This window comes from Mesorhizobium sp. M0715, from assembly GCF_040320355.1.
Classification (GTDB): Bacteria; Pseudomonadota; Alphaproteobacteria; order Rhizobiales; family Rhizobiaceae; genus Mesorhizobium.
On the sequence record NZ_JAMYPL010000007.1, the window covers coordinates 184,276 to 209,739 of the forward strand.

Genomic DNA, 25,464 nt, shown 5'->3' on the forward strand with positions numbered 1-25,464 from the left:
AGGCCGGTCGCGACAGCAAAACCGTGTCCATTGGCAAATGAAGGAAGCGTTTGAATGTCCGTTCGCATTGTAATTTCGGCTTTGGTCCTGGCTCTGCTGCCTCTGGCAAGCTCAGGCGTCGCCCAGGCCGACGACAGCATGGAAAAAGCCAAGGCGGTAAAGGAAGAAGGCGGCAAGTATTTGGATGCGGATGGAAATCCGACCTACAAGATCGAAAACGGAACCGTCGATTGGTACACGTTCAGCGGCTACCGCCGGTATCACTCCGATTGCCATGTCTGCCACGGACAGGACGCGACAGGTTCGAGCTATGCGCCGGCTTTGGTCAACAGCCTGAAAACCATGGATTACGCCACATTCCTCTCGATCGTCGCCGAAGGCCGCAAGAATGTCGGCGGCGGCAAGGAAAACGTCATGCCTGCCTTTGGCGACAACAAGAATGTCTATTGCTACATGGACGACCTCTACATCTACCTGCGCGCGCGCGCGGATGGCGCGGCCCCCCGCGGACGGCCGCCCAAGCACGAAGACAAGGCCCAGGCGGCGAAGGATGCCGAAGCATCCTGCATGGGTGGATGACATGATTGGCCGCGATGCATTGAAGCTGCGCGTCGTTCTGCCGATCCTCGGCACACTCGCCTTGCTGCCGTCGAACGCGCATGCGCAAAGCGCCGGCCTTGGCGCGGCGGGAGAACTGGTCGATCCCGACATTCTGCGCGTCTGCGCCGATCCCTCGAATATGCCCTTCACCGACAAGAGCGGCGAAGGCTTCGAAAACAAGCTGGCCGAGCTGGTTGCCGCGAAAACCGGGCGCAAGTCCGTCTCCTACACCTGGTTTCCCACGATCACCGGCTTCGTGCGCAATACGTTGGGGGCCAACCGATGCGACATCATCATGGGCTATGCCCAAGGCGATGAGCTGGTGCAGAACACCAACGCCTACTATCGCTCCGCCTATGTGCTGGTGCATCCAAAAAGCCACGATATGGAAGGTGTGGAAACGATCGAGGATCCCAGACTCATGGGCAAGACGATCGGCGTGGTTGAAAGCACGCCGCCAACCGCCAACATGGCCGCCAACAAGCTTCTGCGGACCGCCAAGATCTATCCGCTTGCGGTGGATACGCGCGTCACCCCATCCATGGGAGAGGTCATGATCAAGGACATGCTGGCACACAAGATCGATGCGGCGGTGCTGTGGGGACCGATGGCAGGTTACTATGCAAGGGAACTCGGAGCTGATGTGACGATCGTTCCACTGGTGAAGGAAAAAACCGGCTCGCGCATGTCTTACCGCATCACCATGGGCGTACGTCCGTCCGACCAGGAATGGAAGCGGACGCTCAACCGGGTGATCAGGGAAAACCAGGCGGAGATCACCAGGATCCTGCTGAGCTATAACGTGCCGCTGATCGACGAACACGACAACCTGATTACCCAATGAATGGAAGGGAGACTATTTTCTTGCTGGTCGCCGCGAGCCTTCTGGGTCCGACCGAGCCGACATGGGCTGGCGATGTCGTCGAACCCAGCGGTTTCCGGATGGACGACTATCGGGCGCCGGTGCCGCGGACGCTGCAAGGCGCGAGGGTGGTGACGACGGTGGAAGCGGAAGCGCTGTGGCGAGCGAAAAAGGCGATCTTCTTCGACGTGATGCCGGACACGCCCAAACCGACCAATTTGCCGGCAGGAACCATATGGAGGGACAAGGTCAGAAAGGACATTCCAGGCAGCATATGGCTGGCCAATGTGGGATACGGCGCTATTTCGCAGGAGACCGCCAGCTATTTTCGCCGAGGCCTCACGGCCAAGGCCGGGACGGACAAGTCGCGCGCGATTCTGTTCTACTGCATGACGAATTGCTGGATGTCGTGGAATGCGGCGAAACGCGCCGTCGAGTGGGGCTACAGTTCAGTAATCTGGTATCCGCTTGGCGCTGATGGGTGGGAAGATGCAAACCTGCCACTGGAGGAGAAAAAACCCTACGCCACGACCAATTGAAGTAAGGACTGCAATTATTCTCGATAGTTTGTTTTCAATTTTTCAAAACCTATTGTTTCATTTGTCCATTTTAAGACTTGATGGACGAGCCATTGCGTCGGTGCCCTGCAATGGTTGGCTAACGACAGGATCGGTCCCTTCGGGCTGGTATAAGAGGAGAAATGTCATGAAGAAGAACTGGAAAAAACCGACCATGTGTCAGGTTGCCGCTGGCTTCGAAATTTCACGGTATCTGCCTGCTGAAATTACTCCCAAGAAGTAGGCCGCAGAGGTGCGCGTCCCTGGCGACAGGGGCGCGCATCCCCTCGCCGCATGGGATTTTCGTGAAAGATTTTGACGCACGCAAAGCGCGCGAAGCGTTTTTTGTGACTGCAAATTGCCTGCAGGTCAGAGAAGCCGGCGCGCGGGCATTTTCATGCATTTGAGGATCATCGGATCGGCGGCAGGCGGCGGCTTTCCGCAATGGAACTGCAACTACCGTCTGAGTCGTGCGGCTCGCACCGGCATGGCCGGCGTGCATTCACGAACCCAGTCAAGTGTCGCCGCCTCTGCGGACGGGTTCGGCTGGGTTCTTTTCAATGCCTCGCCCGACATTCGCCAGCAAATCGCTGCAACACCTGAATTGCAGCCTGCGGGCGATGCGCCGCTGCGCTCGACGCCTATTCGCGCGGTGGTGCTGACCAATGCCGATGTCGATCATATCGCCGGACTGCTCAGCCTGCGCGAACGGCAGCCTTTCGCCATCTATGCAACGGCGCAGGTTCTGGCGACGCTGGAGGCGAATTCGATTTTCAACGTTCTCGATCCAGCGCTTGTGCCGCGGCGCATCCTGCCGCCGACGAAAGAATTGGCCATCTGCGATGCAGAAAGCCGCGAGACCGGCGTAATGATCGAGCCCTTTCCGGTGCCCGGGAAGATAGCACTCTATCTGGAGGATAGAGACCATCCGGATGCCAATTTCAGCTCCGACGCAGGTGATACGATCGGAGTCCGAATCGCCGGCATCGGCAGCCGCGGCTCCGTCTTCTATATTCCGGGCTGCGCGCGCATCGATGCGCGCTTACGCGCGCGTCTCGCCGATGCCGCCTGTCTTTTGTTCGACGGCACGGTGTATACCGACGAGGAGATGATCGTCGCCGGCGTCGGTCAGAAAACCGGCGCGCGCATGGGGCATCTGGCGATCTCGGGAGAATTGGGTTCGATCGCCGGCTTGGCCGATGTGAAGGTTAGCCGCCGTGTGTTCGTCCACATCAACAACACCAATCCCATCCTTGACGAGAATTCCGCCGAGCACGCGGCGGTCAAGGCGGCAGGCTGGGAAATCGCAAGCGACGGTATGGAGATGGAATTTTGAGCGACTTCCGCGATGCAGCCAAAGGCGGACTCTCCACGAGCGCTCTCGAAGCCGTATTGAGGCAGGTTGGCGCCGAGCGCTATCACAATCGCCATCCCTTTCACCACAGGATGACCAGCGGCGCGTTGTCAAAGGCCGAGATGAAGGCCTGGGCGCTGAACCGCTATTGCTATCAGGCGGTCATCCCGCGCAAGGATGCCATGATCCTCGTGCATGCCGAGGATCCGGCGTTTCGCGCCGCTTGGCGCAAGCGGATCGAAGACCATGACGGCGAGGACGGCTGGAGCGGCGGCATCGCGCGCTGGCTGCATCTGGCAACTTCGCTCGGCCTGGACGCCGAGGCCGTGAAGAGCCAAAGGCTGGCGCTGCCGGCGACGCGCTTCGCGGTGGGCGCTTACCTTTCCTTTTGTACAAACCGGACGCTGTTCGAGGCGGTCGCGTCGTCGCTGACCGAGATGTTCTCGCCACTCATCATCGGCGAGCGGGTGCCGGCAATGCTGGCCAAATACGACTACATCACCGAGGATACGCTGGCCTATTTCAGGCAACGGCCCGAACAGGCCTCGCGTGACGCCGACTTCGCCCTCGCCTACGTGCTCAGCCACGCCGATACGGCGGAGCGCCAGCAGCAGGCAATCGATGCACTGGTGTTCAAATGCGATATACTCTGGGCCATGCTTGATGCGCTTCAACACGCCTATGGCGAGCAGGGAAACATACCGCCCGGCGCCTTCCAGCCTGAGGCAGCCCTATGATGGCGCTGCGCGAAAGAGCCGTGGTGTCGCTGCGGTCGGTACCTTCGCTGCCGAAGCACGTGCGCATACAGTACGATTCCGTGCGGCAGGCATTCGCCGTGCTTTCACCGGAAAAGATATTCTGGCCGAACGATGTCAGTCTCGACATATTGCGCCGCTGCGATGGACGGGCAACGGCAGGTGACATCATTGCCGGCCTTGCCGCGGATTATGAGGCTGAACAGGAGGCCGTGGCGACCGACGTCATCGCCTTCCTGCAGGAATGGTCGGACAAGCTGCTGGTGAAGCTATGAGCACGCCCCTCCTCCCTCCAATCGGCATGCTGGCGGAACTGACGCATCGCTGCCCGCTGCAATGCCCTTATTGCTCCAATCCGCTCGAACTGCTGAAGGCCAATCGCGAACTCGACACAGAGACCTGGCTCGCTCTGTTCTCGGAGGCAGCCGATCTCGGAGTGCTGCAGGTGCATCTGTCCGGCGGCGAGCCGACACTGCGCCGCGACCTCGAGCAATTGATCGCCGGGCTTGCGGGGCGCGGCGTCTACACCAATCTGATTACCGCGGGCGTTGGCATCGTCGAGGGCCGTATCGAGGCATTTGCCGAAGCCGGTCTCGACCATCTGCAACTGAGCTTTCAGGGTGCGCGGCCGGCGACCACCGATCGCATCGGCAACCACAAGGGCGCTCACGAAAAGAAGCTGGAGACGGCACGCCGCGCGCGCGCTGCCGGTCTGCCTCTTACCATCAACGCGCCGATCCATCGCCATAACATCGAGGAAGTGCCGGAATTCATCGATCTCGCCCTTTCGCTGGGCGCGGAGAGGCTCGAGATCGCCAATGTGCAGTATGCCGGCTGGGCGTTGACCAATCGCGACCAACTGATGCCCGAGCGTGAAGCGGTCGACAGGCAGGCGGAGATCGTCGCGGAGGCACAGGAGCGGTTGGCCGGCATCATCAACATCGATTTTGTGACGCCGGACTATTTTGCGATCTATCCCAAGCCGTGCATGGGCGGCTGGGCGCGTGACGCCTTCATGGTGACGCCTGACGGCACCGTACTGCCCTGTCATGCCGCACAGACGATCCCGTCTCTCAGCTTCGAGCGTTTCGAACCACGCAGACTGTCCTCGATCTGGGCCGATTCACCGGGGTTCAATGCCTTTCGCGGTACGGACTGGATGCAGGAGCCGTGCCGCGGCTGTGAGCGGCGCGAGATCGACTGGGGCGGCTGCCGCTGCCAGGCGATGGCGATCGCCGGCGATGCCGCCGCAACGGACCCGGCTTGCGCGAAATCGCCGATCCATGCTCGCATGGCAATGCTGATCGACGAAGCCAAGCGCATTGCCACAATTCCTTCGAGAGAAGAACCATTCGTCTACCGGCGGATCGGCGCCGTGACCGAATCCGCCTGACCAGTGTCATACCAGCCCGAGCAGAAAGGCGGCGCCGCCGAGAAAGCCTGCCGAGCAGATCCATAGCAGCCCAAGCCCCCGGACCCGGCATTCGAGCACCGCTGAGCCGGGGTTGACGGGGTCATAGTGAACGTCGACCTTGCTACCTTCGACATATTGCCGTGCCTGGCCGCCGACGAGGCCGGGCAGCGAGGCGGTCACGGTGGCGCCGAAGGTCACACGATCGGCGCTGTAGCGCTGGCCGGCGACGCCATAGGAGTAGACGATGCGGGATTTGAAGACGGTGCGCCAGCGACCATAGCCTGAATGGTTTCGGAGCGCCTGCAGGCCTGAGGTTTCGATGCGGCCGGCCGCGATCGGCCATTTTGCCGCCTGTTCGGCCAACGATTTCTGGGCAAAACCCATGCGCAGGATGAACAAGCCCATAAAAAGCAGCAACGCCGCGGCACCGAGATTCTGCGGCTTGGGCAAATGCGGCCCGATCGCTTCCAGAACACCGCCGACGGAAAACACCAGCACAACCGCCCCGATCACCAATCCTGCCGAAAGTTGGACCATGAACTTGAAGGCGCCGTCCGGCAGTGTGCGCTCGATCACCGCTTTGCTCGGATCGGCCGGATTGTAGAAGACAGTCACCTCCGCGCCGCGGGGAAACTGGGCAAGGGTTTCAGCGACTTCGAAATTCCCCAAATTCTCCTTCACGCTGTGGCGCGAGCTTTGAAATTTCTTGCCGCCGACCTTGTATTCGAAGGTGATCGCCGGAAAATTCCGCATTTCGGTGGTATCGCTGCTGTCCGAGCCAACGCCCGAGTTTCTCACTTCACGTGCCTCGACGCGCGAGGAAATGATCTTTCCCGGCGCCGGCAGCCAGCGGCTGAGCGCTTTCACCTCTCGCCATTTCATGAAGGTGATGAACGACAGCGCGCCCGCGACCACGCAGGCAAAGCCGACAAGCATGATCTTGAGTTCCAACTCGTCTCCCCCAGGAGTGCAGGAACTTCACATAGACAGCAAGGCTGCGGCAATGTCTTGCTTATTCGCGAAATCTGAAAAGGCTGAGCAGCGCAAACAGCGACAGCGTTCGGCGGGTCATGCAGGCTTGACGGCCAGGAACGTGTTCCATTCTTCGCTATCGCGGCCGACGTTGAAATCGTCCCTGATGAGGACGAGCCCGGCGCCTTCGAGACGGGCCGCGAAGTCGTCCCTGCGCCAGTAGACCATGTGATATTCGCCTGATGTCTCGCCGTCGCCATTGCGCATCGAGACGAGGAAGGCGCCGCCCGGCCGCAGCGACCCGGCTATCTTGGCAAGTACCTGGTCGGTCTCGTCGCGAGGCACATGGATGAGGACGCATAGGGCCAGGACTGCGTCGTAGGGGCCGCCGAGATCATCGGTGATGAGATCGAGCAACTCGCCATGCTTGCCACGCGCGGCCTGCAGTTCCAGAAACCGCTTGGTTGCGTCGGTGCGCCGGACTTTGACACCCAAAGTCTCCAGAAAATCCGCGTCATATCCGGCTCCGGACCCGACTTCCAAAATCCGGCCGCCTGCACCGGCGATTGCCACCAGGCGCTTCAGCGATGCCTGCTCCCTCTCGTTGGGAACATGGCGCACGGTGGCATCATATTGTTCGGCATAATCCTCGTAGGCGCTGATCGTTTGACGGCTCTGCGCCAGAGCCTCCGATGACACACCCATCTTTTCCTCCCATGCGTCCATGTCGGTCAAAGAGCCGGACACTTTCCTCAGCGAATGCTGCCGGCGGAAGCGTGTCCATCGAGCAGTCCGATATCGCGCTTGCCCAGACCGCGGGCATCAGGCAGAGCGAAGCGCGCCGGGACTGACGACTGTCTCAGTTGGCGTCGGCTACCGTCTGCCGGCCGCCGGCCCAGGCGCGCCATTGCCGTTCGTCGCCATGGAAGACATTGAGGTCTATACGGCCGGTGACGCCGTGCGACAGGCCGGAGCCGGAATACTGCCAGAAGAGCCATTTGCGGCCGGGATAGACCTTTGACGGATGCTGGGCCACGGCACGCAGCCAGAACGGATAGTCGAGGAATTCGCCCCTGAGATTGTCGCGGTAGAAATCGGGCGCGGTGTAGATGATGGGACGCTGGCCGTAATGGCGCTCCAGCTTGTCCATGAACACCTGCATCTTTTCCAGCACCTTTTCGCGCGACGGCCGGCGCTTGCAGCTGGACTCGCCGTTCCACTCGACGTCTATCACCGGCGGCAGTGCGCCTTCGACCCTGGGCACGTTGCGGATGAACCAGTCCGCCTGCTCGCCGGCCGTGCGGCACCAGTAGAAGAAATGATAGGCGCCGCGCTTCAAGCCGGCGGCGTCGGCGTTGCGCCAGTTTTTCATGAACATCGGATCGAGGTGGTCGCCACCGTCGGTCGCCTTGATGTAGGCGAAGTTGGCGCCCTGGGCGCGCAGCTTGTCCCAATTCACGTTGCCTTGCCAACGCGAGACGTCGACGCCGTGCACTGCAAGGCGGCGAGGCGAAGCCTTGCCGAAATTGATAGGCTTGGCATCACGAAAACCGTAACGGGTGAGCGGCCCGGCAAGCATGGCCGGTGCCGCGCGGGTCAACAGCTTGGGCGGCGACACCAAGGCTGCCGGCTCGACCGGCAACCCGCCGACATCAGGCACTTGGGGATCAGGCACATCAGGTGCGGCAAACACCCCCGTCTCTTCCTCCTCCGCCAAACCAAACGGGCGCCTCGGACCGTTGTCAGACATGGGGGCCAATTCGGCCCTTGCCGCCCTGTTGCCCCTTGCCGCCGGAGCAGCGGCGATCGGTGCCGGCGGCCGAATCACGGAACTGGTGGTCTCGTTGGACGGTTTCTGCAAATCCAGCGCGTCGACGCCGGCCGTTGAAGAGCAGCCGGCAAGGCATAGCGATGCGATCAAAAAACTGACGACGCCCGGAATCCGCATCTGGACCTGTACTCAAAACACAACAGACCGAGGGCAAAACGACAGCCGACGGACAAACCGGATCAGTTATGAATGAGAAATTACCAATAAAGTTTGAATCAATTTTTTTCGCCCATACCGCGTGTGGGTAAGCGCGGTGGAAAACCGGCTAGGATTTCCTGAAAACGCCGATCATCGGCCCGAGATTCCAGTAGTCGTCTTTGCGGCCGATGGCAGGCGCAAACAAGCTTGATATCGTGCCGTCGAGGAACAGCGCGTTGTCGCAGCCAAGCGCGTCGCGGAAAAGCCGGGCGAAGGCATGGAAGGTCACTGTGCCGTTCGAAATCGCAAAGACCGCGACGCCGTCCTTTCGCACCCCGACACCGTCGCGGGTTTTCCGCGAAGTGCCGTCAGCCTGGAATTTTGGATGCAGCTTGCCGTCGATCACCAGCATCGGCCCCGATTGCGTCGCATAGTCGACGGTCGGGCGCCTTTTCACGAAATCCCGAGTGGCACGAACCGCGGCCTTGCCGTCGCGCAGGTAGAAAATGCCGTTCGGCTGCAGGGAAAAATTGCCGCTTCCCGATCCCGTTTTCACCGAGGCCATCTCCTGGCCACGCTCGACATAGAGGCCGACCGGCGCGAGGTTAGGGTGATACATGCCGGCATTGATGCCGAACACCATCGTGCGCCCGATCGCCTGTTGCGCGGCATGCAGATTGTGCAGCGACTGAAACGGCTTGCCCGCCGCATCCTTCCAGAACAGCTCGAGCTGGTATCGTTTCGGATCGACCTCGCAAACGAGATAGCTGGTCGCCTCGAAGGTGAAGTCCCGGCATGGCGGCAGTGAAGCGGCCCACTGGCCAAATGCCGCCACCGACGGCAGTGCGCCCTTGGCCAACGCCAGCAGCAACGGCAGTGATTGCAGGAGGGTCAAAAAATCCATGTGCGTACCGGAATCGAAGTTCGAGGTCCGGTACGGATATAGCCCGTTTCAAGCGATACTGTGGAACTTGCCTTAGACGAGCCATCCCATCGCCACGCCCAGCAGCAGGACGACACCGAGCAGGCCGCGATAAATGACGAACGGCCAGGCCGAGAAACGCTCCAGCACGTGCATCAGCCCCCATATGGCGAAGAAGGCGGAGATCGAGGCGACGACCAGCCCGACGGCAAGGACCGACCACCCATGGGCGTCGAGATGGACCTTGTGCAGTTCCCAGAGTTCCTTAAGGCCGGCGAGTGCAATCGCCGGCAACCCGAGCAGGAACGAGAAGCGCGCCGCCTCGGCCCGCTTGAAGCCGAGCCCCAGTGCCGCCGTCAGGGTCGAGCCCGAGCGCGAGACGCCGGGGACAAGCGCGCCGATCTGGGCAACACCGACGAGCAGCGCATCGGTCAGCGACGCACCGCCCATGCTGCGCCGGTGACGGGCAAAGATCTCGGCCAGCGCCAGCAAGATCGCCATTGCGATGCAGGCCCAGCCGATCACCGTTAGGCTGCGTAGCGGCGAATTGCAGGCGTTGAGCACGCCCGACAGCGCCACGCCGGCGATGACGATCGGGATCGTCGCCAGCACGATCCAGAGCGCCAGCTTGAAATGCCGGTCGGCGAAATCGCGTCGCGCCAGAGCGTCGAACGAACCAAACAGGATATTCCTGACATCACTCCAGAAATAGCTGACCACCGCGGCAAGAGCCGCGAGTTGCATGGCGGCGGAGAAGGCGGAGCCAGGATCCTGCCAGCCGAGCACGGCCGGCACGATGCGCATATGGGCGGTCGAGGAAATCGGCAACAGTTCGGTGATGCCTTGCACCACGCCGAGGAACGCCACCTTGGCGAACCCCAGCCCGACGAAGCCCGTGTCCAGGCCTTGTGTGCAGATGTCGGCCAAAATCGAATTCCGTGCATGAGAGATCAGAGTTGCGTGGACCGACCACCGGTCAATCCCCGACAAGCCTTATCGTCATGGGCCGGATAATCAATTTACGGATTTGTAAGCTGGCGTGCCGAAGTGCACGCCGTTCGAAAACCGGCCCACCTTGGAGCCGGCTTGAGATACACAGGGAAAATCGCAAAGCGACTACGGGCAGAGCCAGAGTTTCTGGCATGTCCTGGCGATCACATGCGCCGGCGGCACTTCGGGCTCATCGGTCGAAGGCCGGCGAGCCCGTTCGAGCAGCATGCGCACCTGTTCGGGGCGCACACGATCGCGCTCCATCACAAGCAGGACCATCGGATCGCTCAAAAGCTCGTCCAGGGTGCTGATGCTGTCGTTCATCCGTCGTCTCCTCGAATGCCGTACCCGCGACCCATAAATAGGGAGACAATGATGGCCCGCCAATGACGCTTTGCCGGCTATCTCGTGTCGATTTGGATTAAATTTTGGCCATGGTTGCGTTCTTCCTTCTCGCTGGCGTAGCGCGTCGATCCACCTTCTTCCACAACAAAGGGAAAGGGGAAAATTAGCCTGGCGGAGGGGCGCCTTCGTATTTCGGCAGGCTGTCATCGAGCACCACCCAGGGCTGCTTCGAGGCGGTGAAAATATGCATTTGCGGCTTGAAAACCGTGGGATCGTCGAGCGAACCGGTGGTGATGCCGATGATATCAGCGGAATCACGCCGGGAAAACATCGTCGTGCCGCAGCTCGGGCAAAAGCCGCGCTTGAGATCCGGCGAAGAGTTTATGGTCGCCAGCGGCCCGTCGATCGTCACGTCGTCGATGCGAAACAGGACGCGTGCGTTGAAGGCGGCGCCGATCGCCTTCTGGCAAACCCGGCAGTGGCAGACGCGTTCGTTGATGGGGGCCGCGTCCGCGCGGTAGCGCACCGCCTTGCACAGGCATCCGCCGTCATATCTTGCCATTGTCCGGATCGATCCACTGGTGGGGGAGAATAGGCGCGCAAGGTATCGGCGCGGCCGATTGGGTCAATTGAAAAGCTTTGATGCAACGTCATCGCTTATGCTGATGCGAGTGGGGCTGAAGTCATGACGCCGAAAGCCGTCATGGCGGCCGCATGACGATCCGCCGGCTGCCAGCCAACAACCGGCGGCCTTGGCGTTCACTCCGTTTCGCCGACGACCTCGTCCCAGGTTTTGACCTTGGTCTGGCCGTTGAGGAACGGCAGCGCGGCGGCCGTGAGTTCGGGGGCGAAGAAAGTGTCGTAGTGGGTGCGGTTGGGCAGGATCGCCAGGCGGTTCTGCGACAGGTTCTCACGCATCCAGCCGGCGTCCTTCAGCCCGCCGCCGAGCATCTGATAGAACTTGATCTCGTGTTCGGGCTTGTACATATCGCTGTCGCCATAGATCAGCATGACCGGCATCTTCAGCTTGGCGACGTCGGCCGAGTAATCGCGGTTCTGACGCATGAAGCCGCCCAGCGTATCGAGTAGCTTCGGGAACTCCTCCGGATGCGGCGCTACCGCGACGTAGGATTTGTACATCGGCGTGTCCTTCATGAACTCAGCCGCAGCCGCGCTCACCTGTGCCTGCTGGGGACGCATCTCGTCATAGAAGCCGTCCGTGGCGTAGCCGGTCGATACCAGGACGAGGCGGCGCACCGCTTCGGGATGCTGGACGGCCATGCGGAAGGCGACGCCGCCGCCCAGCGAATAGCCCATGACATCGACCTTGTCGTAGCCGAGCGCCTTGATGATGGCGGCCATGTCGTCGCCCATCGCCTCCACGGTGAATGGTCGGTCACCCAGCGCGGTGCGGCCGTGACCCTGCAGGTCGACGCCGATGACGGTGCGGTTTTCGGCAAGTTTCCGCAGGATCGGCGCGAACATATCCGTGGTGCCGAGACCGCCATGCAGCAGAAGCAGCGGCTCGCCCTTGCCATAGATGGCATAATAATAATTCAGGCCGTTGATCGGCAGCAGGCCAGACTTTTCCGGCTTCGGCAGTGCGTTCGTCTCAGTCGTGATGGCGGGTTTTGTCTCCTCCGCATTGGTGGTGCCTGGGCAGCCAACGAGCGCTACAACCGAAGCAAGAATGGCGAAAAACAGGGTTTTGGACATATCGATCTCCTCTCGTCCTGCCGGTATCAGAGCGTCATGCGGATCAAAGCGTTTTGGCGAGTTCTTCGAGCTGGTCGGCGCACTGTCCCCAACCCTCGTGGAAACCCATCTTCTCATGCTGTTCGCGGTCGGCGACGCTCCAGTGCCTGACCCGAGCGATGTAGCGCGTCTTGCCGTTGCCCTCGTCCTCGAAGGTCAGCAGGACGGTCATGAACGGCTTCTCCGAAGGCTGCCAAGCCTCTGTGTAGGCGTCGGTGAAGACGATCTTCCTGCCGGGAACGACTTCGAGGAAGACTCCCGGGTTGGGGAATTCGTTACCGTCCGGGCTAGCCATGACGAACAAGGCTCGAGCCGCCGGTGCGCACATCCATCTCAGCGCGCGGCGTCGTCCATGGTTTTGGCGAGAACCAGCGCGTGATCAGTTTCGGGTCAGTCCAGCAGCGATAGACGTTCTCGCGCGGCGCATCGATGATGCGGGCGAGAACCAGTTCACGGTCGTTGGTGGGGGCGATGTCGAGCTTGATGGTCATGATGGCGTCCTGCGTTGATCTGCTTCCGTCCCAAGGACGAGCCGATGAACCGCAAACCGACACCGGCCGCGAAAATTTTGCGAAGGAAGTTTCAGTGGCGCTTGGCTTGCACCAGATAAGCCTCGATTTCGGTCTCGCCGAGCCACTTTGCCGCTTCCAGCCGGTGCAGGCCTTCGACGAGAATGTGGCGTTTGCCGTCATGGCGGACCTGGATCGGCGTCTTCATGCCGTTTTCCAGTATGTCCTCGGCCAGATGGCGGACGGTCTCGGGATGCAGCGTCTTCTTGCGCGCTGTCGGCACGTAGATCTCGTCGACTTTGACCTTTTGCACTCTGAGCATTCCGACCCCCCGTCGGCGGAAACGCCGCCTGCCCTGAGATAGTCCGTTTGATGGAGGCGGCCAAGGGTGCGGCTAACGAATGCTGGTCCGATCGTTTCCATTTGACGCAACGACCGCAGATCGCCGAAATGGCGGCCTTCGACCTTTCAGGTGTTCATGACCCATCTGCCGACCGAATTCCCCGATTTCGGACTGACGCCGGAGCAGCGCCGCCACGCGGTGCGTGGCCATTACTACGAATGGCCGGGGATGGATGGCGAGCGCGGCGAGATCTGGTGCTACAGCGACCGCTTTTCCTATCGCGCCGGCGAAACGGTGGCGTTGCATGTCAGTTCGACAGCTCCGAACTTCGGCATGACAATCACCCGGGATGGCGGCAGCGAGACCAAAGCGTTCGAAAAATCGGGCATCGCGGCACGCCGGCAGGACACACCTGACCAGTGTTCGGTTGAAGGCTGCGGCTGGGACGTATCCTTCGAATTTCGCGTCGGGGCGGACTGGCCGTCCGGCGCCTATCGGGTCACGCTGACCGCCGACGGCCGCGACGGCAAACCGATCCAATCCCATCATCTTTTCATCGTCAGCCCGCAGCCGGGCCGTAAACCCGGCCGTGTGCTGCAGGTGGCTGCGACAGGCACATGGCTGGCCTACAACACCTGGGGCGGCTCCAACCACTACCAGGGCATCACCGGGCCGGATCGCAACCAGTATTCGCCCATCGTGTCGACGCAACGCCCCTGGTGCCGCGGCTTCGTCGTGCTGCCGAAAGACGCGCCGCGCGTGCCGCTGGAAGTCGCCGTGCCACCCAAGACGATTCCCCGCTATCCGCATATGGAATGGGCGCTCGCCACAGGCCATTCGAAGAAATACGCCTCTTCGGGCTGGGCCAGCTATGACAGCCATTTCTTCCGCTTCGCCGAACAGGCCGGCTATGGCGTCGATCTCATCAGCCAGCACGATCTGCATTTTTCGTCCGAAATTCTCGACGGCTACGACTGTGCCGTCTTCGTCGGCCATGACGAATACTGGACCTGGGAAATGCGCGATGCCGTCGACGCCTATGTCGAGCGCGGCGGCCATGCGGCGCGCTTTGCCGGCAATTTCATGTGGCAGACGCGGCTGGAAGACGAGGCCCGCCGGCAGGTCTGCTACAAATATCGCGCGCGTGCCGAAGACCCCGCCTATCTCCCAGGCGGCGACATCACCCGCGCCACCAACTCCTGGGAAGCGCCGGAAATCGGCCGGCCGGGTTCGGCGACCTTCGGGCTCAACGCCACGCGCGGGGTTTATACCGGTTGGGGCGGTTGCGCGCCGCGCGGCGTGCGTGGCTTTCCGGTCTACCGGCCGGAGCACTGGGCCTTTGCCGGCACCGGCATCTATTATGGTGACCTGCTGGGCTCCGACAGCCATGTCTATGGCTATGAAGTCGATGGGCTCGACTTCGAGATACGCGGCGGCCTGCCCTACCCCACAGCGACCAGCGGCGCGCCAGACGGCCTGCAGGTTCTCGCGGTCGGCATGGCATCCCAGGTCGAGGAAAGCGCCGACATTCCGATCGAGGATCAGTTCCTCACCGACGAAGACGGTCGCTTCACCGCCGAAACACTGTTCGGAGAGGCGAGCGACGCCAATCTGGAAAAGGTCAAACGCGGCAATGGCATGATCGTCAATTTCCCGCGCGGCAAGGGCGAGGTGTTCCACGCCGGAAGCTGCGAATGGGTCGCCGGCCTGCTAAGACAGGACCCGATGGTCGAACGCGTCACAAAAAATGTCCTCGATCGTTACCTCGGAAAGCCCTGATATGTCGAAAATCCAATCCGCCGTTGAAGAAACCGAAGTCCGGCGAGACTCGCATCTGTTCTATCTGTCCAGCCTGCGCCGGCCGCTGATCGACCGTGCCGAGGGCATCTATATGTGGACGCAGGACGGCCGCCGCTTTATCGACGGCTCGAGCGGCCCGATGGTCGCCAATATCGGCCATTCCAACCGCAACGTGCTGGATGCCATGAAGCGGCAGATGGACCGCGCCACCTTCGCCTATCGGCTGCATTTCGAGAACGAGCCGGCCGAAGAACTGGCACGTGAGCTGGCCGGCAAGCTGCCGGAAGGCATGGACCGTATCTTCTTCGTCTCGGGCGGCTCGGAGGCGACGGAATCCTGCATCAAGCTGGCGCGGCAATGGGCTGTCGCCACCGGCCAGGCCAGCCGCTGGAAGGTGATCACGCGCTTCCCCTCCTATCATGGCGGCACGCTGGGTTCGCTGTCGATTACCGGCGACGATGCGCTGGCCGAAACTTTCGAGCCGATGATGCGGGTGATGCCGACCGTGCCGGCGCCGAACGCCTGGCACGACCGCGACAATCTTTCGATGGAACAGCGCGGCATCCGCTATGCCGACATGCTGGAGGAGAAGATCCTGGCCGAAGGGCCGGAGAGCGTGGTCGCCTTCATCATGGAACCGATCGGTGGCGCTGCGACCGCAGCGCTGGTGGCGCCCGACAGCTACTATCCGCGCATCCGCGAGATCTGCGACCGCTACGGCATCCTGCTCATCCACGATGAAGTGATGAGCGGCGCCGGCCGCACCGGCAAATTCCTCGGCGGCGACCACTGGAACTGCAAGCCCGACATCGTTGCGCTGTCGAAGGGGCTGGGTTCGGGCTATGCGCCGCTTGGCGCGCTCGCCGCCCCGATGCGGCTGGTGCAGCCGCTGCTTGACGCCGGCGGCTTCCAGCACGGCCACACCTATGCTGGCAATCCGCTGGCCTGCGCCGCCGGGCTGGCTGTGCTCGGTGAAATGGACCGGCTCGACCTGATCGCCAATGCGGCCGCCATGGGCGACGTGCTGATGGACGGGCTGAAGGGGCTGGCGAAGCGGTTTCCGTTCATCGCCGATATGCGTGGCAAGGGCCTGCTCACCGGCGCCCAGATGGTTGCCGATCCCGAGACGCTGAGGCCGATCGACCAGAACAAGAAGGCCACGCAGCGGCTGCTCGACCTCGCCTATGAACGCGGGTTGATCATCTATGGCCGCAGGGTCAAGGGCGGCGTCGACGGCGACAATTTCATGGTCGCGCCGCCGATGATCGTCACCAGGGAGCAGGTCGGCGAGATCGTCTCCATCATCGGCGACTCGCTGGACGTTCTGGCCTCCGAACTCGACCTACCGGTCGAAGGCTGAGGCGACAAAGATGGCGCCTAGAAAAGTCATCATCACCTGCGCTGTCACCGGCTCGGTGCACACGCCGTCGATGTCGCCCTATCTGCCGGTGACGCCGGACCAGATCGCAGCGGAGGCGATCGCGGCGGCCGAAGCCGGTGCCTCGATTCTGCATCTGCACGCCCGCGATCCGAGTGACGGCCGCCCGACCGCCGATCCGGACGTCTACATGCAGTTCCTGCCGCGCATCAAACAGGCGACCGATGCAGTGATCAACATCACCACCGGCGGCTCGTCGCTGATGACCCTGGACCAGCGGCTGGCGGCACCGCTCAGAGCCGAACCCGAAATGTGCTCGCTCAACATGGGTTCGATGAATTTCGCGCTGTTCCCGATGCTCGACAAGCCGAGGGAATGGCAGCACGAGTGGGAACCGAAGCTGCTGGAAGCCACCCGCGACACGATCTTCAAGAACACCTTCGCCGACATGGAAGGGGTGCTGGAAAGACTGGGCAAGGGCTGCGGCACGCGCTTCGAATTCGAATGCTACGATGTCGGCCATCTCTACTCATTGGCGCATTTCCGCGACCGGGGGCTGGTGTCTGGCCCATTGTTCATCCAGTTCGTGCTGGGCATTCTGGGCGGCATCGGCGCTGACCCGGACAATCTCGTCCACATGAAGCGGATCGCCGACAAATTGTTCGGCGACAGCTACCAGTTCTCGGTGCTGGCCGCCGGCCGCCAGCAGATGCCGCTGATCTCGATCGCCGCGGCCATGGGCGGCAATGTCCGCGTCGGGCTGGAGGACAGTCTCTATGACGGCCGCCAGCTGGCGAAATCCAATGCCGATCAGGTGCGCCGCATCCGTGGCATTCTCGATGGGCTGTCGCTGGAGGTTGCAACCCCCACCGAAGCGCGCGACATGCTGGCGCTCAAGGGCGGCGACCGGGTGGCGTTTTGAGATGCTGGCGTTTGAAAGGGAGACAATCTGAAATGATTGCGTTCCTTCGCACCCCCCTCTGTCCTGCCGGACATCTCCCCCGCAAGGGGGGAGATCGGATGTCATTTCGGCTTTCGCTAACTTCCAACGTTGCAGGATGGGCGGTAGTATCAAAACTGCCAATCTCCCTCCTTGCGGGGGAGACGTCCGGCAGGACAGAGGGGGGTGCCTGGGCACCGAACCTCCGATGATTGTCCCCCCGCCCAATATCCTCCTTCGACTCGGCACTCTCGACGACGTCGAAACGATCCACGCGGCGATCCTGAAACTCGGCACCCATATCGGCGCGCCCGAGGAGATCATTTCGACACCGGACGATCTCAGAACTTACGGCTTTGGTGAAAAGCCATCCTTCTCCACCCTGATCGCCGAAGTCGGCGGCGAATTTGCCGGGCTCTGCCTGCATTTCCCGATCTTTTCGACCTGGATGGGGCGGCCTGGCGTCTATGTGCAAGACCTCTATGTCGAGGATCGTTTTCGTGGCCGCAAGATCGGCGAGCGGCTGCTGCGGCACGTTGCGGCGCAGTGCCGGAAAGAAGGCGGCGTGTATCTGAGGCTATCCGTCGACACCGACAATGAGGGCGCCAAGGCCTTTTATGAAAGGCTGGGCATCGCCTGGTCGAGCTACGAACAGACCCAGAAGATCATCGGCGATGCCTTCTTTGCCTTCGCCGACACGGCCGAGAATGAGGAGCAGGAATGAAAGCCTTCTACGCCGAGGAACAGAAGCGTCACGACCCCAAGGCCTTTCTGTCAAGCGGTGCGGCGCAGCCCAATCCGGAAAAGCCGGAGCGCGTCGAAAGATTGTTAGCCGGCGCATTATCCGCCGGTTGCACGATCGAGCGGTCTCGGGATCATGGGCTCGGCCCGGTCGCGGCTGTGCATACGCCCGAATATCTGGATTTCCTCGAGCATATCTACGCGCGCTGGCAGCGCATCGAGGGCGCTTCGGCCGAAGTGATCCCCAACATCCATCCGATCGCGCGCAACGGCTCCTACCCGGCCTCGGCAGTCGGGCAGGCCGGCTACCACATGGCCGATACTGCTTGCCCGATCTCGGGCGAGACTTGGCAAAGCGCGCTGTGGAGCGTCTGGAGCGCGGTCGATGCGGCCGAGGCGGTGATGTCAGGCGTACCGGCCGCCTACGCGCTATGCCGCCCGCCCGGTCACCACGCCTTTGCCGATGTCGCCGGCGGCTTCTGTTTCATCAACAATTCGGCCGTCGCCGCACAGGCTCTGCGTAAGCAGGCGGCACGTGTGGCGATCCTCGATGTCGACCTGCATCACGGCAACGGCACGCAAGGCATCTTCTATGCACGACCGGATGTGCTGACCGTCTCGCTGCACGCCGATCCCGTGCGTTTCTACCCGTTCTTCTGGGGCCATGCCGACGAGCGCGGCGAAGGGCCAGGCCTCGGCTACAATTTCAACCTGCCGCTGCCGCGCAAATCCGCCGACGCGGCGTTTCTCGAGGCGCTCGAGGTGGCGTTCCAGCGCATCCGTGCCTTTTCGCCGGACGCGCTGGTCGTGGCACTCGGCCTCGACGCGTTCGAGGGCGATCCGTTCGGCGGACTTTCGGTGACGACGCCGGGTTTCTCGCGCATCGGCGAGGCCATCGCAAAGCTCGACCTGCCGACGGTCATCGTCCAGGAGGGCGGCTACCTCTGCGACGAACTCGGCGACAATCTCACCGCGTTCCTCACCGGCTTCGGCGGCAAGATGCGGTGAGTACTCAAGCCAGTGTCAGGAGCGCTGCTGCCTGAGCATGGCGATGACCCGGTGCACGCTCTCCAGCGTCTCGTCGATTTCGGCAGATGTGTTGTAGTGAGCGATGCCGATGCGCACGGCGCCATACTCGGCCGGGATGCCGAGTTGATGGACGATCTCCCAGGCATAGTTGTGCCCCGACCACAGGAAGATGTTCTCGGCGTTCATCTGCCGTACGATCGTCTCCGGCACGATGCCGTCGACGGTGAAGGACACCGTCGGCACGCGCTCGCCAATCCGCTTCGGATCGGTGATGCCGTGGATGGTCAGACCCTCGATATCGGACAGACCGTCGATCAGCTGTTGCGCCAGCGGGTTTTCATAGGCGATCGACACCGCGAACGCCTTGGCGATCTTCTGCCTTCGCGATCCACCCTCGCCCGCTGCCGCGCCAAGGTCGGCGAAGTAATCGACCGCGGCCGTGAGGCCGGCCATCAGTTCGATCTGCGGCGTGCCCAGCTCGAACCGCTCCGGCAGGCCGTTGGATGAACAGCGGCACTTGTAGGGTTTCAGATCATCGATGACATCATGCTGGCCCCACAAAATGCCCATATGCGGGCCGAAGAATTTGTAGGCCGAACAGATCAAGAAATCGCAGCCGAGCTCCTGAACGTCGATCAGGCCGTGCGGGGCGAACTGCACGGCATCGACATAGACCAGCGCGCCGGCGTTCCTGGCGATGGCGCTCAGCGCCTTCACCCGGTTGATGGAACCAGTCAGGTTGCTGGCATAGTTCAACGCGACCAGCCGGGTCCTGTCGGATAGCAACCCGGCGAGCGTCGCCTCTTCGACCTGCCAGCTCTTTTCGTCGAACGGCAGCCAGCGCACGACGAGGCCGAGATCCTCGGCCAGCTGCAGCCAGGGCGACACATTGCCCTCATGGTCCATGCGGGTGAGGATGATCTCGTCGCCGGGCTTCATCGTGCGGCCGAGCGTGCGCGACATGTGATAGGTCAGCGTCGTCATGTTGGCGCCGATGATGATTTCTTCCGGGCTCGCCGCACCAAGGAAATCGGCCATTGCCCGATGCGCCTCATCGACGACGGCCTGCGCGGCAATCGTCGTTTCGAAATAGCCGCCAAGGTTGGCGTTGGTGGTCAAAAGACAGCGCGACACGGCGTCTGCGACGACTTGCGGCACCTGCGTGCCGGCCGGATTGTCGAGATAGATGCGGCGACGGCCCTTGTCGGTCAGGGAGAGAGCGGGAAATCTTTCGCGGACCAGCTCGATCGGAAAATTCATTGTTGCCCTTCTCCCATTGTAATCATTGGATTCGGCCAGCGGCCAATCCCCGTTCAAGGACAGGGATTACCGACCCGCTGATGGATCGCATCCACCGCCTTCTGCATTTCTTCGGTCCAGACGACATCGACGGAAGACAGCGCCATGTCGAGCTGCGAAAGCGTCGTTGCGCCGACGATGTTGGAGGTTACGAACGGCCGGCTTGAGACATAGGCATTGGCAAACAGTGCCGGCTCCAGGTCAAAGGAGCGCGCCAGCTCATTGTATTCAAGTTGTGCTTCGGCAGCACCTGGCGTCTCGTAGCGCTGGCCGCGGTTGAATAGCTGCGTGCGCGAGCCCTGAGGCCGCGCGCCATGGTCGTATTTGCCAGTCAGGTATCCCTGTGCCAGCGGCGAATAGGGCAGCAGCGACACTTGCTCGCGCTCGCAGACCTCGGCGAGGTTCACCTCGAAGGTGCGGTTGACGAGATTGTAGGCGTTCTGGATCGACGCGACGCGCGGGCCGATGTCCTTGTCGGCTTCGGCAAGGAACCGCATCACGCCCCAGGAACTCTCGTTCGACAGGCCGAAATGGCGTATCTTTCCTGCCTTCACCAGTTCGTCGAACACGGCAAGCGTCTCGGCGACCGGCGTTTCGTCGGCCGGTGCGCCGACGGAATCGGCGCGCGGCGACACGGCGCCGACGCGCGTCGGGTTGGCGCCCCAGGGGATATCCCGCTCCGGCCAGTGGATCTGATAGAGGTCGATATAGTCGGTGCCGAGCTTGGCCAGCGACTTGTCGATGGCGTCAAAGATATCGGCGCGCACCAGTTGCGACGGCCTGTCGCCGCGAAACCAGCTGTTGGCCGTGCGGCCGACGACCTTCGAGGCAAGGATTACCTTGTCGCGGTTGCCCTTGGCTTTCATCCAGCTGCCGATGATCTTTTCGGTCCACCCTTGCGTCTCCGCCTTGGGCGGGATCGGGTAGAGCTCGGCGGTATCGATGAAATTGACGCCGCGCGAGAACGCCAGGTCCATCTGGGCGTGGCCTTCGGCCTCGGTGTTCTGCTGGCCCCAGGTCATGGAGCCCAAGCAGATCTGGGTAACAAGAAGATCGGTCCGACCGAGACGGCGTTTGTGCATGGAATTCGGCTCCGGAGGAAGGCTGGCGCGACTGCGCGGAGGAAGCCGCATCTATAGGCAAAGCAGAGCCGCTCTCCAAGCCTCGGCAGACCGACTTTTGCGTGAACCAGAAAGGTTTAGCGGCGAGCGCCGGCCAGCGCACGGCGCTTGGCCTCGTCGATCAGCATGTTGGCCACTTGCATGCGGATCATGGCGCGCTGGCGCAGATGCGGGGCGACACGGTCGGGATGGTTGGCAAAGGCAAAGCTGCGGCGCATGCGACCGAAATCGGCGACCTGCTTGGGCTGATTGAGGCCGAGTTCCATGGCGATGGCTTCGGGATCGATCGGCGGCAGCTTTTCCTCGGGCTTTGGCTCTTCGCCGGCGAGAGCCAGCTTGGCATGATCGAGCAAGGCGGCGAATTCCGTCGCCAGATCCGCGCCCGCCTCGCGATATTCGGCAGCGGAAACCTTGATGCGGCCGGAATGGAGTTCATCGGCCACCGAAAGATAGTCGAACGGGATGGATGGACGAGCGCCGGCCTCTTCGCCCTCGCCATTCTTGTCGGGGGCGATGAAGAGGTCGTCGAGCAACGAAGCGAAATCCCGCTTGGCGCCAGTAGCGATGTCAGCCTCCCCCTCGCCCGACCATTCGGGTATCAAAGCATAGAACCGGCTCGTTAAAAATGCATGCCACCGATCTTAACGAATTTAGCCGTCGCCTGCACCGCGTGACCAACCGCAACCCCAAGAACGAAAATTCAGACTGTATTTTTTGCAGTCCGGAATTCGCCAGGTGTGGCGAGGAAAATCGCCAGGTGGCGAGGAAAAACCGGCCATGTGGCCAGCGTTCGAGGCTACGATACGCACCGGCCAAAAGTTCGCCCGTTAGAGGAAGTGGCGAAAAATTCGCCAAGACATGGCAGGTATGCAAATGCTGCACTGCACAATTGTAACGATTCACATATATTGGCAGCCGTGGAGGACCAATTTGGGGCTTGAATCATGGGTTTCTTCACTGAAATGTTCGCCCGGCCGCGGCCGCAGGAGCATCTGAGATACCGCTCGGCGCTCGCGCTGCTTCATTCGATGAGCAATGCCGACCGCGCCGACATCGGTATCAAGCCGGCCGACTTCCCCCGCATCGCCCGCGAAATGTCCATTCGCTAGGTACTTCCGGTGATGTCCCGGATCGATCCGGGACATCTCCAAAAAACTCAATTCCTTAGCGCGTTCCCAGGAACGTCGCCTTGCCCAACGGCACGCCATTGTGGCGAAGAATGTTGTAAGCCGTGGTGAGGTGAAAATAGAAGTTGGGCATGGCCACATCCAGCAGATACTGCAGGCCGGGCATCGAGCTTTCGCGCCCGCCAAGCTTCAGCTCGATGATCTTGTTGTCGGAGCCGTCGAACTCGGCAGCCGAAAAAGTCGCCAGAAGGTCCAGGGTTTTCGTGATGCGAGCCTGGACATCGGCGAAACTCGCCTCATTGTCTTCGTATTTCGGCACTTCGCGGCCGGCGAGCCGCGACGGCGCGCCCTTGGCATGATCGGTGGCGATCTGCACCTGCCTGGTCAAGGCGAACATGTCTGGCGCCAGCCGCGACGTCAGAAACACCTGCGGATCGATCTTGCGGTCAAGCGCATTCTGTTCGGCGGTCGCCAGCACATTGGAAAGCGCTTTCAGCCTGGCTGCAAACACCGGCACGGATGCCTCATACATCGATATCGTCACGTCAAATCTCCTGCCCGGCCGAACGCCGGCGGACGCGACGTAGCGCCTTCGCGCGCGATTCTTCAAGTCCGTCGAGCCTGCGTCACCACGTTGCCGCAATCGCCATCGTAGAATCCTCTATCGAGCGGAGGTTCCCGATGAGACGCGCCCTTTTCGCAGCGACTGCCTTTCTCTCCCTGGCACCGATCGGCCAGACGGTATTGGCTGCCGACGATGCCCCCGAAGCGCCCTATATCGACGATCGGTCGAGCGCCGATGCGGTTGTCCGTTCGCTGTACAGCGCCATCAGCCGGCACGAATTCGCCCGCGCATGGGGGTATTTCGGCGATACAAAGCCGGCAAAGGATTTCGCCAGTTTCGTCAAGGGCTATGATGGGACGGACAATGTCGAAGTCCAGACCGGGGCGGTTTCCGATGAAGGTGCGGCGGGCAGCATTTTCTACAACGTCCCCGTCGCCATCCGCGCGACGGACAAGGCCGGCGGCGAAAAGGTCTTTGCCGGCTGCTATACGCTGCGCCAGGTGAATGCCCAGACCCAGGTGGAGCCACCCTTCGATCCGATCCACATCGAGAAAGGGGCACTGAAGCCCTCCACCGCCGATTTCGAGGAGGCGCTGCCGCCAAGCTGCGGCGATGGCCCACCACCGCCGCAGAAAGACACCGCACTGGAGCAGGCCAAGAAGGCATTTCTGGCAACCTATGGCGACCAGTGCGACAAGCAGTTCCTCGCCAATGAGCCGACTGTTTTTTCGATCAAATACAAGGACAAGGATGCGCAGCCCGGCGATCCCGACAAGGAGACGCGACTGTTCGATTTTTCCTGTTCGGCCGCGGCCTACAATGAAAGCTCGGTCTACTACATGACCGACGACGTGTCGGGCGTGCAGCAGTTGCAGTTCGCCGAGCCCAAGATGGACATCCGCTACGAGAACAATGACAGCAACGGCAAATTGCTGGGCATGAGTATCGTCGGTTTCCAGACGTCCGGCTGGGCGGTCAATTCCGGCTATGACGAGGCTGCCCACACGATCACAACATTCAACAAGTGGCGCGGGGTCGGCGATGCTTCCGACGCCGGCACGTATCTGTTTCGCAACGGCAATTTCTCGCTGGTCCAGTACGACGTCGATGCATCCTATGACGGCGAGCAAAACCCCGAGACTGTCGTCGACTACAACACTGCGCCTTGAGCGTCACATGGGCTTGCAGGCAGCGCCTGTCAGGGCGCCTTCGACAGCATCCAGTTGAGCGTGCCGCGCCAGTCGGTCATGCGGATCGGCGTGCCATGGGTGCCGGTCTCGAAGCGGACGAAGCGGGTCGGATAGGTCTTCGATTTGGTCAGGATCGAGCGAAAGAACGCCTCCTGCTTTGCCACGGGGTAGACCACGTCGTGGCTGCCCTGGCCGAAGAAGACCGGCACGCGGCGCTTGAAGGCCGGGCTGGTGAAAAAGCTTTCATCCCACAGCGATCCGAGCAGCAGCAGGCCATTGATGCGTCCGCCCGTATCCTTGCGCGCGGCCAGCTTCCAGCATAGCGCGCCGCCCATCGAGCCGCAGGCGACGAAGATCTTCGCGCCTGGCGACTGTTCGGCATAGTGACCGATCAGGGCCGCGATCTGTGCCGCTCCTGTATCGCCGAAATCGGGGAAATCAGGACTGAGATAGAGGCCGCCATTGCCGGCCATCAGGTTCTTGAGCCGGTTGAAATTGCCGCCGAAGGTGAAGTCGTCGACACCCTGCTTGCGGCTGCCGCCCTGCCCGTGCAGATAAAGCACGATGATGCCGGCGCCCTCGGTCTTGCCTGCGGCGACATGCCTGACATCGCCGGCGTCGGTCTTCAGCAGCAGATCCTGCTGCACCTTGCGAACGCCGGTGTCGGTGTATTGGACGTTCACCCGGCGCTCGGGCACCTGGTCACGCCGGTTGATGTCGCGCATCTCGCGGTAATCGATGACCGTGTAGGCGCCGTTGGTGTCGGACGACAGCGTGGCTGGATAGGCGAAGAGATCGTCCTTGAAGGGTTTCAAGGACAGCGTCTGGCTTTGCGCGGCCGGAGACAGCAACGCGGTCGCGACTGCAAAGGCACAGAAAATTTGGCAGCGGATAGACATGTCCAAGGCATGCGTAATTCGGCTTGGG

General features: G+C 61.8%; 30 protein-coding genes and 1 pseudogene. 16 read left to right on the top strand and 15 right to left on the bottom strand.

What is annotated here, in order from left to right; all coding sequences use genetic code 11:
• The first annotated feature begins 54 nt into the window (after positions 1-54).
• The 8 genes from NKI21_RS11425 (at position 55) to pqqE (ending at position 5,521) form a co-directional block, all read left to right on the top strand.
• Positions 55-579, top strand: coding sequence for a c-type cytochrome, methanol metabolism-related (locus tag NKI21_RS11425; protein ID WP_352773165.1), 525 nt, complete (start codon positions 55-57; stop codon positions 577-579).
• A complete protein-coding gene (locus tag NKI21_RS11430; protein ID WP_352552676.1) occupies positions 551-1,444 on the top strand; it encodes a quinoprotein dehydrogenase-associated putative ABC transporter substrate-binding protein in 894 nt (297 codons plus the stop codon). The genes NKI21_RS11425 and NKI21_RS11430 overlap by 29 nt, the downstream gene beginning before the upstream one ends.
• A complete protein-coding gene (locus NKI21_RS11435) occupies positions 1,441-2,001 on the top strand; it encodes a PQQ-dependent catabolism-associated CXXCW motif protein (protein WP_352865594.1) in 561 nt (186 codons plus the stop codon). Before NKI21_RS11430 ends, NKI21_RS11435 begins: the two co-directional genes overlap by 4 nt.
• 166 nt (positions 2,002-2,167) lie before the next feature.
• Positions 2,168-2,263 carry a coenzyme PQQ biosynthesis protein A gene (locus tag NKI21_RS32380; RefSeq protein ID WP_013532074.1) on the top strand — a complete coding sequence of 32 codons (96 nt, stop codon included), beginning with the start codon at positions 2,168-2,170 and terminating at the stop codon, positions 2,261-2,263.
• 153 nt (positions 2,264-2,416) lie between these two features.
• The gene (gene pqqB / locus NKI21_RS11440) at positions 2,417-3,355 is read left to right on the top strand and encodes a pyrroloquinoline quinone biosynthesis protein PqqB (protein WP_352773162.1); all 939 of its coding nucleotides are present in this window, start codon (positions 2,417-2,419) and stop codon (positions 3,353-3,355) included.
• A complete protein-coding gene (pqqC, locus tag NKI21_RS11445; RefSeq protein ID WP_352440179.1) occupies positions 3,352-4,110 on the top strand; it encodes a pyrroloquinoline-quinone synthase PqqC in 759 nt (252 codons plus the stop codon). The genes pqqB and pqqC overlap by 4 nt, the downstream gene beginning before the upstream one ends.
• Positions 4,110-4,403 carry a pyrroloquinoline quinone biosynthesis peptide chaperone PqqD gene (pqqD, locus tag NKI21_RS11450; protein WP_352865596.1) on the top strand — a complete coding sequence of 98 codons (294 nt, stop codon included), beginning with the start codon at positions 4,110-4,112 and terminating at the stop codon, positions 4,401-4,403. The genes pqqC and pqqD overlap by 1 nt, the downstream gene beginning before the upstream one ends.
• Positions 4,400-5,521 carry a pyrroloquinoline quinone biosynthesis protein PqqE gene (gene pqqE / locus NKI21_RS11455; protein WP_128303309.1) on the top strand — a complete coding sequence of 374 codons (1,122 nt, stop codon included), beginning with the start codon at positions 4,400-4,402 and terminating at the stop codon, positions 5,519-5,521. Before pqqD ends, pqqE begins: the two co-directional genes overlap by 4 nt.
• A 6-nt stretch (positions 5,522-5,527) precedes the next feature.
• On the opposite strand, the gene NKI21_RS11460 is transcribed toward pqqE, so the two are convergent.
• From NKI21_RS11460 to NKI21_RS11470, 3 genes are all read right to left on the bottom strand, one after another.
• Entirely contained in the window at positions 5,528-6,493 is a 966-nt protein-coding gene (locus NKI21_RS11460) for a DUF3592 domain-containing protein (protein ID WP_352440178.1), read from the bottom strand.
• Positions 6,494-6,610: 117 nt separating this feature from the next.
• Positions 6,611-7,219, bottom strand: coding sequence for a class I SAM-dependent DNA methyltransferase (locus tag NKI21_RS11465; protein WP_352440177.1), 609 nt, complete (start codon positions 7,217-7,219; stop codon positions 6,611-6,613).
• A gap of 154 nt (positions 7,220-7,373) precedes the next feature.
• Positions 7,374-8,375 (bottom strand): glycoside hydrolase family 25 protein, encoded by a 1,002-nt coding sequence (locus tag NKI21_RS11470; RefSeq protein ID WP_502895807.1) that lies wholly within the window; start codon positions 8,373-8,375, stop codon positions 7,374-7,376.
• Here NKI21_RS11470 and NKI21_RS11475 point away from each other — a divergent pair.
• Positions 8,263-8,538 (top strand): hypothetical protein, encoded by a 276-nt coding sequence (locus tag NKI21_RS11475; protein ID WP_245490376.1) that lies wholly within the window; start codon positions 8,263-8,265, stop codon positions 8,536-8,538. The two genes, NKI21_RS11470 and NKI21_RS11475, sit on opposite strands and share 113 nt — an antisense overlap.
• Positions 8,539-8,610: 72 nt before the next feature.
• Here the strand turns inward: NKI21_RS11475 and NKI21_RS11480 are convergent, their stop codons facing one another.
• The 7 genes and pseudogenes from NKI21_RS11480 to NKI21_RS11510 form a co-directional block, all read right to left on the bottom strand.
• Positions 8,611-9,387 carry a phosphodiester glycosidase family protein gene (locus NKI21_RS11480; RefSeq protein WP_128303307.1) on the bottom strand — a complete coding sequence of 259 codons (777 nt, stop codon included), beginning with the start codon at positions 9,385-9,387 and terminating at the stop codon, positions 8,611-8,613.
• 72 nt (positions 9,388-9,459) lie between these two features.
• On the bottom strand, positions 9,460-10,332 hold the full coding sequence (locus tag NKI21_RS11485; protein ID WP_023810374.1) for an undecaprenyl-diphosphate phosphatase: 873 nt from the start codon (positions 10,330-10,332) through the stop codon (positions 9,460-9,462).
• 189 nt (positions 10,333-10,521) lie between these two features.
• The gene (locus NKI21_RS11490) at positions 10,522-10,719 is read right to left on the bottom strand and encodes a hypothetical protein (protein WP_013532087.1); all 198 of its coding nucleotides are present in this window, start codon (positions 10,717-10,719) and stop codon (positions 10,522-10,524) included.
• 184 nt (positions 10,720-10,903) lie between these two features.
• Positions 10,904-11,302, bottom strand: coding sequence for a GFA family protein (locus tag NKI21_RS11495; protein ID WP_023810373.1), 399 nt, complete (start codon positions 11,300-11,302; stop codon positions 10,904-10,906).
• A gap of 197 nt (positions 11,303-11,499) precedes the next feature.
• Entirely contained in the window at positions 11,500-12,456 is a 957-nt protein-coding gene (locus tag NKI21_RS11500) for an alpha/beta fold hydrolase (RefSeq protein ID WP_352865601.1), read from the bottom strand.
• Between the two features lie 43 nt (positions 12,457-12,499).
• Positions 12,500-12,986 (bottom strand): annotated as a pseudogene (locus NKI21_RS11505) (SRPBCC family protein).
• Positions 12,987-13,077: 91 nt separating this feature from the next.
• Positions 13,078-13,326 (bottom strand): ParB N-terminal domain-containing protein, encoded by a 249-nt coding sequence (locus NKI21_RS11510; RefSeq protein WP_013532091.1) that lies wholly within the window; start codon positions 13,324-13,326, stop codon positions 13,078-13,080.
• A 156-nt stretch (positions 13,327-13,482) separates the two neighbouring features.
• Between NKI21_RS11510 and NKI21_RS11515 the strand changes: the two genes are divergently transcribed.
• From NKI21_RS11515 to NKI21_RS11535, 5 genes are all read left to right on the top strand, one after another.
• Positions 13,483-15,126 carry a N,N-dimethylformamidase beta subunit family domain-containing protein gene (locus NKI21_RS11515; protein ID WP_023810369.1) on the top strand — a complete coding sequence of 548 codons (1,644 nt, stop codon included), beginning with the start codon at positions 13,483-13,485 and terminating at the stop codon, positions 15,124-15,126.
• 1 nt (position 15,127) lies between these two features.
• The gene (locus NKI21_RS11520) at positions 15,128-16,507 is read left to right on the top strand and encodes an aminotransferase family protein (RefSeq protein ID WP_128303304.1); all 1,380 of its coding nucleotides are present in this window, start codon (positions 15,128-15,130) and stop codon (positions 16,505-16,507) included.
• Positions 16,508-16,517: 10 nt separating this feature from the next.
• On the top strand, positions 16,518-17,447 hold the full coding sequence (gene kce / locus NKI21_RS11525) for a 3,5-dioxohexanoate:acetyl-CoA acetone transferase (protein WP_128303303.1): 930 nt from the start codon (positions 16,518-16,520) through the stop codon (positions 17,445-17,447).
• A gap of 226 nt (positions 17,448-17,673) precedes the next feature.
• On the top strand, positions 17,674-18,189 hold the full coding sequence (locus NKI21_RS11530; protein WP_031212950.1) for a GNAT family N-acetyltransferase: 516 nt from the start codon (positions 17,674-17,676) through the stop codon (positions 18,187-18,189).
• Positions 18,186-19,214: a histone deacetylase family protein gene (locus NKI21_RS11535; protein WP_128303302.1), complete on the top strand. Its 1,029-nt coding sequence runs from the start codon at positions 18,186-18,188 to the stop codon at positions 19,212-19,214. The genes NKI21_RS11530 and NKI21_RS11535 overlap by 4 nt, the downstream gene beginning before the upstream one ends.
• 15 nt (positions 19,215-19,229) lie before the next feature.
• On the opposite strand, the gene NKI21_RS11540 is transcribed toward NKI21_RS11535, so the two are convergent.
• The 3 genes from NKI21_RS11540 to NKI21_RS11550 all read right to left on the bottom strand — a co-directional run bounded on the left by NKI21_RS11540 (position 19,230) and on the right by NKI21_RS11550 (position 22,188).
• On the bottom strand, positions 19,230-20,495 hold the full coding sequence (locus tag NKI21_RS11540) for a cysteine desulfurase-like protein (protein WP_128303301.1): 1,266 nt from the start codon (positions 20,493-20,495) through the stop codon (positions 19,230-19,232).
• A gap of 53 nt (positions 20,496-20,548) precedes the next feature.
• Positions 20,549-21,616 carry an aldo/keto reductase gene (locus NKI21_RS11545; RefSeq protein ID WP_128303300.1) on the bottom strand — a complete coding sequence of 356 codons (1,068 nt, stop codon included), beginning with the start codon at positions 21,614-21,616 and terminating at the stop codon, positions 20,549-20,551.
• Between the two features lie 116 nt (positions 21,617-21,732).
• Complete coding sequence (locus tag NKI21_RS11550; protein ID WP_023810362.1) at positions 21,733-22,188, bottom strand: hypothetical protein; 456 nt, start codon at positions 22,186-22,188, stop codon at positions 21,733-21,735.
• Positions 22,189-22,599: 411 nt separating this feature from the next.
• Here NKI21_RS11550 and NKI21_RS11555 point away from each other — a divergent pair, with 411 nt between their 5' ends.
• On the top strand, positions 22,600-22,764 hold the full coding sequence (locus tag NKI21_RS11555) for a hypothetical protein (RefSeq protein ID WP_023810361.1): 165 nt from the start codon (positions 22,600-22,602) through the stop codon (positions 22,762-22,764).
• Positions 22,765-22,819: 55 nt separating this feature from the next.
• Here the strand turns inward: NKI21_RS11555 and NKI21_RS11560 are convergent, their stop codons facing one another.
• Positions 22,820-23,326 (bottom strand): DUF1993 domain-containing protein, encoded by a 507-nt coding sequence (locus tag NKI21_RS11560; RefSeq protein ID WP_352865607.1) that lies wholly within the window; start codon positions 23,324-23,326, stop codon positions 22,820-22,822.
• Positions 23,327-23,463: 137 nt separating this feature from the next.
• On the opposite strand from NKI21_RS11560, the gene NKI21_RS11565 reads away from it, so the two are divergent.
• A complete protein-coding gene (locus tag NKI21_RS11565) occupies positions 23,464-24,516 on the top strand; it encodes a DUF1176 domain-containing protein (RefSeq protein ID WP_352865609.1) in 1,053 nt (350 codons plus the stop codon).
• A gap of 29 nt (positions 24,517-24,545) precedes the next feature.
• Here NKI21_RS11565 and NKI21_RS11570 read toward each other — a convergent pair whose 3' ends face one another.
• Positions 24,546-25,436: an alpha/beta hydrolase gene (locus tag NKI21_RS11570; RefSeq protein ID WP_352793690.1), complete on the bottom strand. Its 891-nt coding sequence runs from the start codon at positions 25,434-25,436 to the stop codon at positions 24,546-24,548.
• Positions 25,437-25,464: the final 28 nt, after the last annotated feature.